We start from the raw sequence: 14,178 nt of genomic DNA, 5'->3' as shown, positions 1-14,178 counted from the left end.
TTCGCGAGCAGGCTCGCTCCCACAGGGGAATGCATTCCAAATGTGGGAGCGAGCCTGCTCGCGAAAGCGGTTAAGCAGTCACCGCAGAACCCACAGGCTCAACCACAGCCACCAACCCTTCCTTCATCCGCTTCGCATCGCGCACAAAACACCGCGACGCCAAAAACAGAAACACCATGGTGAAAAACAGCGCCACCGGAATCAAATACATCGCGTCATGCAAACCGACTGCCTTGAACGCCTCGGTCATCTGTTCAGCACCGGCCGAGAGCATCGCCGTATGCGCAAAGTGGTCGGACAATGCGCCCACCACCACCGGCCCCAAACCACCACCCAGCAAATACAACCCGGCGAAGAACAGCGCCATGGCCGTAGCCCGCAAGCGCGGCTCGACCACGTCCTGAATGGCGGTGTAAACGCAGGTGTAGAAGTTGTAGGCAAACAACCAGCCCACACTGAACACCGCCACAAATACCCCGATCTCGATCCGCCCGGAATGCAGCGCCCAAGCCGTGCACACCGTCGAGATGATCAAGCTGAACGCGGCAAACAGCAGTCGCCCATTGGCCACCCGCTGGTGAATCTTGTCCGCCACCCAACCGCCCAGCGTCAGGCCGAACAACCCGGTCACGCCGACGATCACCCCGGTCGCCACCGCCGCTTCCTGCAACGGCATCAGGAAATAGCGTTGCAGCATCGGTACCAGAAACGAGTTGCAGGCATACGTGGCGAAGTTGAAGCACAGCCCCGCCATCACCAGCCACAGGAAAGTCGGCACCGCCAGCACCCGACGGATCGGCCGGTCTACGCGCTCCTGCGAGACTTGCACACTCTCTGCGGCGCCGCGTTTCGGTTCCTTGATGAAGAACATGAAAATCGCGAGGATCAGCCCCGGCACTGCCGCGATAAAGAACGGCGCGCGCCAGCTGTCGAAGGCCTTGACCATGGCGCCGATGGTGAAGAACGCCAGCAGCAGCCCCAACGGCAGCCCCAGCATGAAAATGCCCATCGCCCGTGCCCGGCGGTGGGCCGGGAACAGGTCGCCGATCAGCGAGTTGGCGGCCGGTGCGTAACTGGCTTCACCGATGCCGATGCCCATGCGCACGATCAGGAAAGCCCAGAAACTCCCCACCAGTCCGTTGATTGCTGTCAGCCCGCTCCACGCCGCCAGGCCCCAGCCCATCAATTTACTGCGCGAACCGGTATCGGCCATCCGCCCCAGAGGCAGGCCGGCAATGGCATAAACGAGGGTGAATGCGGTACCGATGATCCCCAGCTGAAAGTCGCTGAGGTGCCATTCCATGCGGATCGGTTCGATGATGATGGCTGGAATGGTGCGGTCGAAGAAGTTGAACAGATTGGCCAGGAACAGCAGGAACAGAATGCGCCAGGCATTCGCCGCTTGGGTCGAGTTCTGCATGGGTCCGTCTCTTTTATTGTTATTGGGGCTTCACTGCCAGCGCATCCGAGCCCGGAGCCTGCAATCTAGTCAGGCCCGCCAGAGCTGTCTGTCATTATTTGTAAAGCTGATATCCGCCCATGGAAGATGTCGCAGCTGATACAACAGTTATTTCCAAATGCTCTAATGCTCATTCCAAAATGGTTAGGGCCAATTTGCCACTATCGTTTGCACTCTAAACATGCCTTCTATACTCCAAAGCATTCGCCAGCGTTCATGGCGTCAGCCAGGATGACAATGGGGCATGCTATGGAGTGGCTTGGCTTGCATTTCATTACCGAGCTGACGGCGAACGGCCAGGTAATACTCAACTGCACACATGACCCTTTTCTGGTACTGCTGGCGTATTTGGTCGCCTGTGTCGGCAGCTTTGCCACATTGGACATGGCCGAACGGGTCGGTCACGTGGAAAAACCCGCCTCGCAGCGGCTCTGGCGCTGGGTCGGCGCCAGTTGCCTGGCGGGCGGGATCTGGGCCATGCACTTCATTGGCATGCTGGCGTTTCAGGCGCCGATCGACATTCAATATGAATTACCCATCACTCTTCTTTCTCTGTTGATCGCCCTGCTCGCCTCGTGGCTGGCCATGCATACTCTCAGTCATCCCCGCCTGAGTTTTTGGCAATATCTCCAGGCTTCGATCTGCATCGGCCTGGGCATCGCCACCATGCATTACGTGGGCATGAGCGCCATGCGTTCGAGTGCGGTGGCGTATTACCAACCCACGCTATTCGCCCTCTCCGTTGTGATCGCCATCGGTGCCAGCCTTGCAGCCCTGCTGATATCAAGTCATCTGCGCGACGGCACCGGCCTGTTCCATCAACTGCTCAAATACAGCGCCAGTCTGGTGCTCGGGGCAGGCATCATCTGCATGCACTTCACCGGCATGGCTGCCTTCAATCTGGTGCTGCCCGCCGACAGCCTCCAGCCGCTGCCCGGCGTAAACAATCATCTGCAACTGGGTCTAACGGTGGCGGTCATGACGCTGCTGATCATCGGCAGCAGCATCAGCGCCGCGCTGGCGGACAAGAAGCTGCAAAACAAAGAGCGCGACCTGCAGCGGGTCAACGCCCTGCTCAGTCAACTGGACCAGGCGAGGATGTCGTTACAACAGGTGGCGCACTACGACCCCCTGACCAACCTGATCAACCGCCGTGGCTTCAACCAGATCTTCGCCGAGAAGCTCATGGAGAAAACCAACGAAGGCGGCATGCTGGCGGTGCTGTTCCTGGACATCGACCATTTCAAGCGGATCAACGACAGCCTCGGCCATGATGCCGGCGACGAATTGCTCAAAGTCCTGGCCAGCCACATAAAATGCTCGGTGCGCAGCCACGAAGATGTGGTTGCGCGCTTCGGAGGCGACGAGTTTTGCATCCTCATCAGCCTGCATGATCGTGATGAAGCGCGGCACATGGCCCAGCGCATCATGGCGAAAATGAAGGAGCCCATCGAGCTGTCCGGGCGGCGCATGGTCATGACCACCAGTATCGGCATCAGCGTGTTTCCGGAAGATGGCAAGACCTGTGAAGAGTTGCTGAAAAACGCTGACCTGGCGCTGTATCAGTCCAAGGACAGCGGGCGCAATGGCCTGAATTTTTTCAGCGAAAACCTGAAAACCCGCGCGACGCTGGAACTGCAACTGGAAGAAGAGCTGCGCCACGCCCTGCGTGAAAACACCGGGCTGATGCTCTATTACCAACCGATCTATGACCTGAAAACCGCTCAGGTCAGCAAACTTGAAGCGCTGGTCCGCTGGCAACATCCGGTTCACGGACTGCTGGCACCGGACCGGTTCATTGCCATCGCCGAGGCCAACGGCCTGATTGCCGAACTGGACAACTGGGTCCTGCGCAAAGCCTGTGAGGATCTGGGCGAGTTGTCGCGTCAGGGTTGCGAAGAACTCCACATCGCCGTGAACTGCTCGCCCCTGAACCTGGCGCGCGAAGAATTGGCCGATGAAATCGAACACGCGCTACGGGTCGCCGGAGTGGCGCCGCAGCGGCTGGAACTGGAAGTGACGGAAAATGCGCTGATGGGCAACATCGCCGATACGCTGGTGTTGCTGCGCCAGATTCGTGCCCTCGGTGTGTCGCTGTCGATTGATGACTTCGGCACCGGTTACTCATCACTGGCCTATCTCAAACGACTGCCACTCAACACGCTGAAGATCGACCGCTCGTTCATCCAGGACATTCCCAAGGCCACCCAGGACATGGAAATCGTTCAAGCGATCATCGTCATGGCCCACACGCTGCATTTGCAGGTGGTGACCGAAGGCGTCGAAACCGTTGAGCAATACGAGTTTCTGGAGCGTAACGGCTGCGACTTCGTGCAGGGCTACCTGCTCAGTCGTCCAATCCCGCTGGCGCAGTTGCGTCCGGTGCTGAGCGAAATCAACCAGCGCAAACACCTGCACACTGTCAGCCCTTTGAGTCTGGCTCGCGGTACAACTGCACTAGCGTCGACGGATCTTTTTCCAGGAATCCCTGGCTCCCATGCAGTCGCATCAATTGTGCGGCCAGTCCACTGATCGGCGTGGCCGAGCCTTGCTCGCGGGAAAACTTCACCGCGGTGTCGAGGTCCTTGAGCAGCGTGCGCACATGCCATTTCACTGGTTCGAAACGGCTTTCGGCCATTTGCGGAGCAAGGATCTGCAAGGGCTTTGAATCGGCAAACCCGCCTGCCAGAGCCTCGGCGATCAGACTGGCCTGCACCCCGGAACGTTCGGCCAACGCCACCACTTCGGCGATCACCAGCGCATTGCAGGCGACGATCATCTGATTACAAGCCTTGGTCACCTGCCCCGCTCCGACAGCGCCCATGTGGGTCACGCGCTGGCCGAGGCTCAACAGCACAGGCCTGACGCGCTCAAGGTCCGCCGTTTCACCGCCCACCATGATCGCCAGGCTGCCGGCCTCGGCGCCGACCACTCCGCCGGACACTGGTGTATCCAGCCAGCTCATGCCGGTTTGGCTGACCAGCGCTGTCGCCATTTCCCGCGTCGCGGTAGGTTCCAGGCTGGAAAAATCCACCAGCAATTGACCGCTTTTCGCACCTTGCGCAATCCCTGCCGCGCCAAACACCACCTCACGCACCACCGACGTGTCCGCCAGACACAACATCACCACGTCGGCGTGCCGGCACAGCTCAGCTGGCGTGGCGACTTGTCGTGCGCCGGCCTCGACCAGCGGCGCGCACTTGGCTGGATTGCGGTTCCACACCGTCAGCGGATAACCCGCTGCCAGCAAGCGCCGGCACATTGGCAAGCCCATCAGGCCGACCCCGGCAAACCCGAGCGAAGGTAACGATGCCATCATCTGGCCTCCTTTTGATTAAAGATTGGCGAATATTGGCCGATTCATCATGACTTAGGAAAGGATTCCCCCGAGTAATGCTCAGGCCAAGGCCCTGACGCTTGGGCCAAATACGCGCTAAAAAAAGACGCGAGATCCCATCCGTGATGGTTCGACGACATCGTGTCGCTCAACCAACCAGCCCAGGTACATGGCGCACAATGACTTCTAAAAACAATCCGGCCCCTGCGATATCCGATCTGACGTTGAGCCCCGCGGCAAACAGCCCCGCACCGTCGAAGCCATTGACGCCATCGCGCCCGTTGGCAACTCAGCAATACCTGTACTTCACCGAAACCAATACCGACCGCATCCTCGATAATCTCGACGGTCTGCGCGACATGGTGTTCCCGCGCCCACCGCACCTGGAAGGCGACAGTGAACATCACAGCGATCAGGAATTCCCGTCGGTGTGCCTGATCGGCCTGGGCCGCTGCGGTTCGAACATCGCGCTGGACGTCGCCGAGCTGGTGTACAACGCCCGCAAGTTCTACCTCAACGAATTCAATAACGAAGACCGCCTGTCACCGGACAAACGCTTCGCCGAAAAGGGCTACAGCCCGGCACAGTGGATTCGCAACAACCTGCGTCTGGGTCCGAACAAGGCGACCAAACCGGTATTCCTGGTAGAACCGCTGGTTATGCTCGGCGACCTGGACAAAGACATCGCCGGTCGCATCCGTTTCTCGCGCAAAGGCGAAAAAAGCGGTTTCCTGCGCGACTACAGCAAAATGAAAATCATGGACTTGTCGGAAGTCCACGCCGGTGGCGCCGGTAACGCGCCGATCCTCGGTCAGTACCTGGCCAAGATTATCCTGAACAAGGACACCCAGCGTTTCTCCAGCCCTGACTGGAAGATGATTCACTCGTACCTGATCGACAGCTGCGGGATCAAGGCCAACCAGTCGCGCCTGTATTTCTCGATCTTCAGTGCCGGTGGCGGTACCGGTTCGGGCATGGCCTCGGAATTCGGCCTGGCCCAGCAGCACTCGTACATGAACAAGACGTTCGACACCAAGCCGATGGACGAGCACGACGGCAAGAGCGGTCACTCCTTCGTCTTCGAGCCGATCTTCACCAGCGGCATTTGCGTGTTGCCGAACATTTCCGATCACCGCAGCGAAATGTCCGAGGCGCTGCATATCAACGCCGGTCGCCTGCTGTGCAAATACCTGTCGGAAGAGTGGGACTTCTCCTACAACTTCGCCAACGAAGACAGCAGCGAAGCCAGTGTCATGGGCCGTATTCGCCCATGGAACGCCATGATGCTGATCTCCAACGACATCATGCGTTATGCCGAAGAAAGCGATGACGGCAACATTCAGAACATCGACGTCAACGCGATGGAAAAGCACGCTAACCAGTACATCTCACAGCAGATCTTCAACATTCTGACGGCTCAGGCGGTGACCACCGACTACGATCAGAACTATTTCCGTCGCGCCGGCATCGACATTGGCGAAACCATTCGCCTGGACGCCAACGACCTGTTCATGAGTCTGGCCGGCCCGGTGGCGATTGCCTACGCCGAGTCCGTGGTGCCGGAAACCCCGCCGCCGAGCAGCGACAAGTTCAAGGTGTTCGAGAAAGAACCGCAGCGCCTGAACATCGACGACCTGTTCTTCCGCTCCATCGACTTGCCGCACTTCAACAAAGTGACCCAGGCAATCGAAGGCATCAGCCTGTTGCCGATCGAATCCAAGCGCTATCGCGCCTCGCTGGAGCAGTACAAGAATTCGGGGTATGACGCGGCCGCGTTGCACGACCTGCACTTCTTCAAGAACTGCTCGTCGGTGGTGTCGATTGTTTCGCTGCCAAAAGACTACAAGCTGTCCTACATGGACTTGAACCGGTTGAAGACCCACCTCAACAGCCTGTTCCCGAACACCACGCTCAAGCGTTATGCGCTGGTCATCGGCGCCTCGGCCAACCTGTCGCTGACCACCCTGATCGCCAAGAGCCCGTGCCTGTCGGACGACTTCCTGACCCTGATCGTGGCCTTCATCAAGCGTTGCTTCGCGAAAAACCCGTACCGCTTTGACGAGACCCTGGATAACTCGATCCTGGATTTCATCATTAATGAAGAGTTCGACGAGGACCGGATCGACGAACTGCTGAATGAATTCGAGAACCCGGCGAAGATCCTCGACACCAACTGGTACGCGATCAAACCGATGTACGAGAAGAAGTACCGCGAGCTGATCAACGACAAAGACAAGTTCGTCTCGATCAATGACATTCGTCTGTCCCGGGATTGCGTGAAGAAGGCGATCAAGTACTTGCGCGAGATTTATCGTCACCGGATTGGCAAGACCAAGGTTATTTCGCTGAATAACCATACCGGTAAAACCGCTTAATCAGCGGCGCCCCAATCGCGAGCAGGCTCGCTCCCACAGGGATCGCATTCTTTCTGAAGAAACGCGGTCAACTGTGGGAGCGAGCCTGCTCGCGATGGCGGTCTCACATTCACGACAAATCCCAACATCCAGAAACAATTAAGCAGCCCTCAAGCTGCTCGATAAACTGTTCCCGTTACGTTTACGTCACCGTGATGCTGGCCCGCCTGTGGCCTTTCTCTACGGCAACATGCCATCACGCTACTCGGCTACACACTTTTGCTCGACAAAGTAGCGCACCAATAGAGTGCGCACCTTCAGCTCGTCGCCCTTTCCTGGATCAGAATCCACGGCGAAACGACCACTGCCCACAGCTCCGGATCACGTTCGAAAAGATCCAGCGCCCGCGTTTCAGACAGCTTGGCGACCTTGTCGGCGGCCAGCCAGGCAGCCACTTTCTCGCCTTCATCGGTCGCGACTGCCTCCGCTGCAGCAATCAAATCCAGACCGGGGTCGACCCACAATAGGGCACCCTTGGCGAAGAACGGCTCCAGCTCCTTCCAGGTAATAGATGCGGTTTCACCAAGCAGCTTGGCATAGAGGGTGCTAGGTTCTTGAGTCATGGGTCCTGTCCGGAAAAGAAATCGACGTCATCATAACGTTGGTGGTCTGGCAGAAAAACCCGGATGCAATTGAGTTACCGATTGAAAACAGCAGGAAAGCCAAGGATTGCTGATATTTCAGCTATAACCCCCGCCGCCATTCTGTCTTTTTCTTTCAAAAAAGCGACACCCTCTGATTTTGCCCCCTGGCGCCAGCTTCCCAGGCTAACAATTGGCGCTCTACACTGTACCGGTACAGTTGCCGGGGGCATTTTCCGGAGGATATCGAAGATATCTGACCCGGTTCTGCTGCTACGGCGCCAGGACTATAAAAACTACAACAGTAAGAGTGGAGCACTATGACTAAGGCTACTAAGCAGATTTCCAAACTGTTTGCCGCTATGGTTCTGGCCGGGGTTGCCAGCCATTCGTTCGCAGCTGACACCATCAAGATCGGCATCGCCGGCCCTAAAACCGGCCCTGTAGCCCAATACGGCGACATGCAGTTCAGTGGCGCCAAAATGGCCATCGAACAGATCAACGCCAAAGGCGGCGTAGACGGCAAGAAACTCGAAGCCGTTGAATACGATGACGCCTGTGATCCAAAACAAGCGGTAGCGGTCGCGAACAAAGTCGTCAACGACGGCGTCAAGTTCGTGGTCGGTCACCTGTGCTCCAGCTCCACTCAACCGGCTTCGGACATTTACGAAGACGAAGGCGTGATCATGATCACCCCGGCTGCCACCAGCCCGGACATCACTTCCCGTGGTTACAAAATGGTGTTCCGCACCATCGGTCTGGACAGCGCCCAGGGCCCTGCCGCCGGTAACTACATTGCCGACTTCGTAAAACCGAAAATCGTTGCTGTTCTGCACGACAAACAGCAATACGGTGAAGGCATCGCCACCGCCGTGAAGAAAACCCTGGAAGGCAAAAACGTCAAGGTTGCCGTGTTCGAAGGCATCAACGCCGGCGACAAAGACTTCTCTTCGATGATCTCCAAGCTCAAGCAAGCCAACGTCGACTTCGTCTACTACGGCGGCTACCACCCGGAGCTGGGTCTGATCCTGCGTCAAGCCCAGGAAAAAGGCCTGAAAGCCAAGTTCATGGGTCCGGAAGGCGTGGGTAACGACTCCATTTCGCAGATCGCCAAAGACGCTTCCGAAGGTCTGCTGGTAACCCTGCCGAAATCCTTCGACCAGGATCCGGCCAACATCGCCCTGGCTGATGCGTTCAAAGCCAAGAAAGAAGACCCGAGCGGTCCGTTCGTGTTCCCGGCCTACTCGGCTGTGACCGTGATTGCCGACGGTATCAAGGCTGCCAAGTCCGAAGACGCTGCCAAAGTGGCTGAAGCCATCCACGCAGGCACCTTCAAGACTCCGACTGGCGACCTGAGCTTCGACGCCAAGGGCGACCTGAAAGACTTCAAATTTGTGGTTTACGAGTGGCACTTCGGCAAACCTAAAACTGAAGCCAAGCCTCAGTAAGGCGTTGCCTGACTGACTGCCAATAAAGCCCACGGCGTGCCGTGGGCTTTGTTTTACGAACGTATTGGGCCGCGCTGGCGTGATCCGCCAGTCTCCCCACCTGAAAATCTCAAAACCGTCATCAGCGGTTCGCTGGCAAACCTCGCGTTCGAAGTGGATGCAGATCCACGGGGCTCGAGCGGGAAAATGACTCCACCAGTGAAATGCGTATCAGGTTTTTAGGAGCGCTGTAATGCCTGACATCTATCACTTTTTCCAACAGCTGGTTAATGGTCTGACCATTGGCAGCACGTATGCCCTGATCGCCATCGGCTATACGATGGTTTACGGCATCATTGGAATGATCAACTTCGCCCACGGCGAGGTGTACATGATTGGTTCCTACGTGGCGTTCATCGCCATTGCGGGCCTGTCCATGATGGGACTCGACAGTGTTCCGCTGTTGATGACCGCCGCTTTTCTCGCGACCATCGTCGTGACCAGTGCCTACGGTTACAGCATCGAACGGATCGCCTACCGCCCTCTGCGCGGCAGCAACCGTCTGATCCCGCTGATTTCCGCCATCGGCATGTCGATCTTCCTGCAGAACACGGTTCTGCTGGCGCAAGACTCCAAGGACAAATCCATCCCCAACCTGATCCCCGGCAACTTCTCCATCGGGCCAGGTGGCGCACAAGAAGTGCTGATTTCCTACATGCAAATCGTGGTGTTCGTGGTGACCTTTGTCGCCATGCTCGGCCTGACGTTGTTCATCTCCCGCTCTCGCCTGGGTCGCGCCTGCCGCGCCTGTGCCGAAGACATCAAGATGGCCAACCTCTTGGGTATCAACACCAACAACATCATCGCCCTGACCTTCGTCATCGGTGCCGCACTGGCAGCCATCGCGGCTGTGTTGCTGAGCATGCAATACGGCGTGATCAACCCGAACGCCGGCTTCCTGGTCGGTCTCAAGGCCTTCACCGCCGCGGTACTGGGCGGTATCGGCAGCATCCCCGGGGCCATGCTCGGCGGGATCGTGCTTGGGGTGGCGGAAGCCTTTGGTGCCGATATCTTCGGCGACCAGTACAAGGACGTCGTGGCGTTCGGCTTATTGGTTCTGGTGTTGTTGTTCCGGCCAACCGGCCTGTTGGGCCGTCCGGAGGTTGAAAAAGTATGACTAGGAATCTTAAACAGGCGTTGTTCAGCGCCTTGCTGGTGTGGGCCGTTGCCTACCCGGTACTCGGTCTGAAACTGACCATTGTCGGCATCAACCTCGAAGTCCATGGCACCAGCAACACAACGCTGATCACCATCGCCGTGTGCTCGGTGCTGATGTTCCTGCGGGTGTTGTTCGATCAGCAGATCAGCTCGGCCTGGAAATCCTCGCCAAACATGCCGGTGATGCCGGCCAAGGCCAGTACGTTCCTGACCCTGCCGACCACTCAGCGCTGGATCATCATCGCGTTGATCATCGGTGCGCTGGTCTGGCCGTTCTTCGGCTCCCGCGGTGCGGTGGATATCGCCACGCTGGTGCTGATCTACGTGATGCTCGGCCTGGGCCTGAACATCGTGGTCGGTCTGGCCGGTCTGCTCGACCTCGGTTACGTCGGCTTCTATGCCGTCGGCGCCTACAGCTATGCGCTGCTGTCGCACTACTACGGTCTGAGCTTCTGGATCTGCCTGCCGATCGCCGGGATGATGGCGGCCACCTTCGGCTTCCTGCTCGGCTTCCCGGTCCTGCGTCTGCGCGGTGACTATCTGGCGATCGTGACGCTGGGCTTCGGTGAAATCATCCGTCTGTTCCTGCGTAACCTGACCGGCCTCACGGGGGGTCCGAACGGCATCAGCAACATCGAGAAACCGACGTTCTTCGGCCTGACCTTCGAACGTAAAGCCGCTGAAGGCCTGCAGACCTTCCACGAGTACTTCGGCCTGGAATACAACTCGATCAACAAGGTGATCTTCCTTTACCTGGTTGCGCTGTTGCTGGCGCTGTTCGCCCTGTTCGTCATCAACCGCTTGCTGCGCATGCCGCTGGGCCGTGCCTGGGAAGCGTTGCGTGAAGACGAAATCGCCTGCCGTGCGTTGGGTCTCAATCCTACCGTCATCAAGCTCTCCGCCTTTACCCTCGGTGCATGTTTCGCCGGTTTCGCCGGCAGCTTCTTCGCCGCGCGTCAGGGCCTGGTGACGCCGGAGTCGTTCACCTTCATCGAGTCGGCGACCATCCTCGCCATCGTGGTGCTGGGTGGCATGGGCTCGCAACTGGGCGTCGTACTCGCCGCCACGGTGATGATCCTGTTGCCGGAAATGATGCGTGAGTTCAGTGAATACCGCATGTTGATGTTCGGCGCCTTGATGGTGCTGATGATGATCTGGCGTCCTCAAGGACTGCTGCCCATGCAACGTCCTCACATGGAGCTGCGCAAATGAGCCGCGAGATCCTTAAAGTCGAAAATCTGAGCATGCGCTTCGGCGGCTTGCTGGCGGTCAACGGCGTAGCCCTGAGCGTGAAGGAAAAACAGGTCGTGGCACTGATCGGCCCCAACGGCGCCGGCAAGACCACCGTGTTCAACTGCCTGACCGGTTTCTACCAGCCGAGTGGCGGCAGCATCCTGCTGGACGGCGAGCCAATCCAAGGCCTGCCCGGCCACAAGATTGCCCTCAAAGGCGTGGTGCGCACCTTCCAGAACGTGCGGTTGTTCAAGGACATGACGGCGGTCGAGAACCTCTTGATCGCCCAGCACCGTCACCTGAACACTAACTTCCTGGCCGGTCTGTTCAAGACCCCGGCGTTCCGCAAGAGCGAGCGCGAGGCCATGGAGTTCGCCGAGTTCTGGCTGGACAAGGTCAACCTCAAGGCGTTCGCCAACCGTCCGGCCGGCACCCTGGCCTACGGTCAGCAACGTCGCCTGGAAATCGCTCGCTGCATGATGACCCGTCCACGGATCCTCATGCTCGACGAACCGGCCGCCGGCCTGAACCCGAAGGAAACCGAAGATCTTAAAGCGCTGATCAGCATGCTGCGTGAAGAGCACAACGTCACCGTGCTGCTGATCGAACACGACATGAAACTGGTCATGAGCATTTCCGACCACATCGTCGTGATAAACCAGGGCACGCCTCTGGCCGACGGCACGCCGGAACAGATCCGCGACAATCCTGAAGTGATCAAAGCCTACCTGGGGGAAGCGTAAATGCTGCAATTCGAAAACGTTTCCACCTTCTACGGCAAGATCCAGGCCCTGCACAGCGTCAACGTGGAAATCCGTCAAGGCGAAATCGTCACCCTGATCGGTGCCAACGGCGCGGGCAAATCCACCTTGCTGATGACGCTTTGCGGTTCGCCGCAAGCCCACAGCGGCAGCATCAAGTACATGGGTGAAGAGCTCGTGGGGCAGACCTCGGCGCAGATCATGCGCAAGAGCATCGCCGTGGTTCCGGAAGGTCGTCGGGTGTTTGCCCGTCTGACCGTGGAAGAAAACCTCGCCATGGGCGGATTCTTCACCGACAAGGGCGATTATCAGGAACAGATGGACAAGGTTCTCGGACTTTTCCCACGCCTGAAAGAACGCTTCGCCCAACGCGGCGGCACCATGTCCGGCGGCGAACAGCAAATGCTCGCCATCGGCCGTGCGCTGATGAGCAAACCCAAGCTGTTGCTGCTCGACGAACCTTCGTTGGGCCTGGCACCGATCATCATCCAGCAGATCTTCGACATCATCGAACAGCTGCGCAAGGACGGTGTAACGGTGTTCCTGGTGGAGCAGAACGCCAACCAGGCGCTGAAAATTGCCGACCGTGCGTACGTTCTGGAGAACGGCCGGGTGGTGATGACAGGCACTGGGGAAGCGCTGCTGACTGATCCGAAAGTACGTGAAGCGTACTTGGGTGGTTGAGTCTTTGCAGTAAACAAAAAACGGCCTTCGGGCCGTTTTTTTGTGCTTGAGATCAATCCACTAACGATGAAAATCCCCTGTGGGTGGTGAGCCGCTATCGTTGGAGCCGATCCAGTGCCTCGCCGCTACGCTTGAACCAGCCAATCAAGTAATCCGCCAACACCTGCGTGCGCTTCGGCAAACCGCCCTGATACGGGTGAACCAGGTACATCGGCATGCGACGGGTCTGATAGTCACGCAAGAGCCAGCGCAAACGTCCGTCAGCCAATTCCGCTTGCAGCAAGTACGACGGCAACCGCGCAATGCCGGCGCCGGCCAGTGCCGCTTTCTTCAGCAGGCTGTAATGGTTGCTGGCGAACGGCCCCGAAACCCGTACCCGCAACAATTCGTGTTGCTGGTGATAGAGCCACTCTTCGCGACCGCTGTAATGACTGTTGAGCAGACAGCGGTGCTCAGCGAGTGCTTGAGGCGTCAACGGTTCGCCGTACTGCTCAAGGTAAGCCGGGCTGGCGCAGGTCATTTCGTGCCAGGCTAAAAGCGGTCGGGCCACCAGGCGCTCGTCATTGCCCACTTCGGAGCGAACCGCGAGATCAAACCCGTCACGGGACAAATCACGGTAGTTGTTGCTCAGGTCCAGCTCGATCTGCACCTCTGGATATTTGCCAGAGAACTCCAGCAGCAAGCCATCGAAGAAGGTTTCCCCCAGCGATACCGGAACCGTCATACGCACCGGGCCGGCCATGTCGTCCTTCAGCCGCGCCAATGCCTGACGCGCCCTCTCGACCTGGACTACGAGCGCCTGGGCTTGCGGCAACAGCGCCGCACCCGCGGCGGTCAAACTCAAGCGCCGGGTGGTGCGTTGCAACAGGACCACGGAAAACCGTGTTTCCAGCAGGCTGATGCGCTTGGACAATTGGCCCTTGCTACAGCCCAATTGTTGCGCCGCCAAGGTGAAACTCCCCGCCTCGATCAACACCGCAAACGCCGCCAGATCATCCATTTCGCTCATGGATTGTTTCCATTTGAAAACCAAAGGTTGCCTATTAGCGCGCTTATCAATGGAA

The 14,178-nt window shown here is 58.2% G+C and carries 11 protein-coding genes; 7 read left to right on the top strand and 4 right to left on the bottom strand.

From position 1 onward, the window contains the following. Positions 1 to 70 precede the first annotated feature (70 nt). Positions 71 to 1,420, bottom strand: a complete 1,350-nt coding sequence (locus AC3IUE_RS06860) for a spinster family MFS transporter (protein ID WP_461997223.1) — start codon at positions 1,418 to 1,420, stop codon at positions 71 to 73. Between the two features lie 288 nt (positions 1,421 to 1,708). On the opposite strand from AC3IUE_RS06860, the gene AC3IUE_RS06855 reads away from it, so the two are divergent. Further along, entirely contained in the window at positions 1,709 to 3,991 is a 2,283-nt protein-coding gene (locus AC3IUE_RS06855; protein WP_082555755.1) for a putative bifunctional diguanylate cyclase/phosphodiesterase, read from the top strand. Here the strand turns inward: AC3IUE_RS06855 and AC3IUE_RS06850 are convergent. Continuing rightward, entirely contained in the window at positions 3,882 to 4,778 is an 897-nt protein-coding gene (locus AC3IUE_RS06850; RefSeq protein WP_489266361.1) for an NAD(P)-dependent oxidoreductase, read from the bottom strand. The two genes, AC3IUE_RS06855 and AC3IUE_RS06850, sit on opposite strands and share 110 nt — an antisense overlap. A 197-nt stretch (positions 4,779 to 4,975) precedes the next feature. On the opposite strand from AC3IUE_RS06850, the gene AC3IUE_RS06845 reads away from it, so the two are divergent. Beyond that, positions 4,976 to 7,171, top strand: a complete 2,196-nt coding sequence (locus AC3IUE_RS06845; protein WP_056739313.1) for a hypothetical protein — start codon at positions 4,976 to 4,978, stop codon at positions 7,169 to 7,171. 296 nt (positions 7,172 to 7,467) lie between these two features. Here the strand turns inward: AC3IUE_RS06845 and AC3IUE_RS06840 are convergent, their stop codons facing one another. Next, positions 7,468 to 7,773, bottom strand: coding sequence for a DUF2288 domain-containing protein (locus tag AC3IUE_RS06840; RefSeq protein ID WP_033059033.1), 306 nt, complete (start codon positions 7,771 to 7,773; stop codon positions 7,468 to 7,470). 338 nt (positions 7,774 to 8,111) lie between these two features. Between AC3IUE_RS06840 and AC3IUE_RS06835 the strand changes: the two genes are divergently transcribed. The 5 genes from AC3IUE_RS06835 to AC3IUE_RS06815 all read left to right on the top strand — a co-directional run bounded on the left by AC3IUE_RS06835 (position 8,112) and on the right by AC3IUE_RS06815 (position 13,114). Beyond that, on the top strand, positions 8,112 to 9,239 hold the full coding sequence (locus AC3IUE_RS06835; protein ID WP_056739311.1) for a branched-chain amino acid ABC transporter substrate-binding protein: 1,128 nt from the start codon (positions 8,112 to 8,114) through the stop codon (positions 9,237 to 9,239). Between the two features lie 232 nt (positions 9,240 to 9,471). Next, positions 9,472 to 10,395, top strand: a complete 924-nt coding sequence (gene livH / locus AC3IUE_RS06830) for a high-affinity branched-chain amino acid ABC transporter permease LivH (RefSeq protein ID WP_046046220.1) — start codon at positions 9,472 to 9,474, stop codon at positions 10,393 to 10,395. Continuing rightward, on the top strand, positions 10,392 to 11,648 hold the full coding sequence (locus tag AC3IUE_RS06825) for a high-affinity branched-chain amino acid ABC transporter permease LivM (protein WP_489266358.1): 1,257 nt from the start codon (positions 10,392 to 10,394) through the stop codon (positions 11,646 to 11,648). Before livH ends, AC3IUE_RS06825 begins: the two co-directional genes overlap by 4 nt. Next, a complete protein-coding gene (gene livG, locus AC3IUE_RS06820; RefSeq protein WP_046046222.1) occupies positions 11,645 to 12,412 on the top strand; it encodes a high-affinity branched-chain amino acid ABC transporter ATP-binding protein LivG in 768 nt (255 codons plus the stop codon). Before AC3IUE_RS06825 ends, livG begins: the two co-directional genes overlap by 4 nt. Then, entirely contained in the window at positions 12,413 to 13,114 is a 702-nt protein-coding gene (locus AC3IUE_RS06815; protein ID WP_046046223.1) for an ABC transporter ATP-binding protein, read from the top strand. It abuts the gene before it with no gap. Positions 13,115 to 13,208: 94 nt separating this feature from the next. Here AC3IUE_RS06815 and AC3IUE_RS06810 read toward each other — a convergent pair whose 3' ends face one another. Further along, a complete protein-coding gene (locus AC3IUE_RS06810) occupies positions 13,209 to 14,123 on the bottom strand; it encodes a LysR family transcriptional regulator (RefSeq protein WP_489266355.1) in 915 nt (304 codons plus the stop codon). Between the last annotated feature and the right edge of the window lie 55 nt (positions 14,124 to 14,178).

It is taken from the genome of Pseudomonas sp. GL_093 (assembly GCF_057837605.1).
This window is presented reverse-complemented; position numbering and strand designations above follow the sequence as displayed.

What these genes read in the sequence shown, in the direction of transcription:
- AC3IUE_RS06860 (WP_461997223.1), bottom strand. Translation starts at nt 1,420, where the DNA reads ATGCAGAACTCGACCCAAGCGGCGAATGCCTGGCGCATTCTGTTCCTG.
- AC3IUE_RS06855 (WP_082555755.1), top strand. Translation starts at nt 1,709, where the DNA reads ATGGAGTGGCTTGGCTTGCATTTCATTACCGAGCTGACGGCGAACGGC.
- AC3IUE_RS06850 (WP_489266361.1), bottom strand. Translation starts at nt 4,778, where the DNA reads ATGATGGCATCGTTACCTTCGCTCGGGTTTGCCGGGGTCGGCCTGATG.
- AC3IUE_RS06845 (WP_056739313.1), top strand. Translation starts at nt 4,976, where the DNA reads ATGACTTCTAAAAACAATCCGGCCCCTGCGATATCCGATCTGACGTTG.
- AC3IUE_RS06840 (WP_033059033.1), bottom strand. Translation starts at nt 7,773, where the DNA reads ATGACTCAAGAACCTAGCACCCTCTATGCCAAGCTGCTTGGTGAAACC.
- AC3IUE_RS06835 (WP_056739311.1), top strand. Translation starts at nt 8,112, where the DNA reads ATGACTAAGGCTACTAAGCAGATTTCCAAACTGTTTGCCGCTATGGTT.
- livH (WP_046046220.1), top strand. Translation starts at nt 9,472, where the DNA reads ATGCCTGACATCTATCACTTTTTCCAACAGCTGGTTAATGGTCTGACC.
- AC3IUE_RS06825 (WP_489266358.1), top strand. Translation starts at nt 10,392, where the DNA reads ATGACTAGGAATCTTAAACAGGCGTTGTTCAGCGCCTTGCTGGTGTGG.
- livG (WP_046046222.1), top strand. Translation starts at nt 11,645, where the DNA reads ATGAGCCGCGAGATCCTTAAAGTCGAAAATCTGAGCATGCGCTTCGGC.
- AC3IUE_RS06815 (WP_046046223.1), top strand. Translation starts at nt 12,413, where the DNA reads ATGCTGCAATTCGAAAACGTTTCCACCTTCTACGGCAAGATCCAGGCC.
- AC3IUE_RS06810 (WP_489266355.1), bottom strand. Translation starts at nt 14,123, where the DNA reads ATGAGCGAAATGGATGATCTGGCGGCGTTTGCGGTGTTGATCGAGGCG.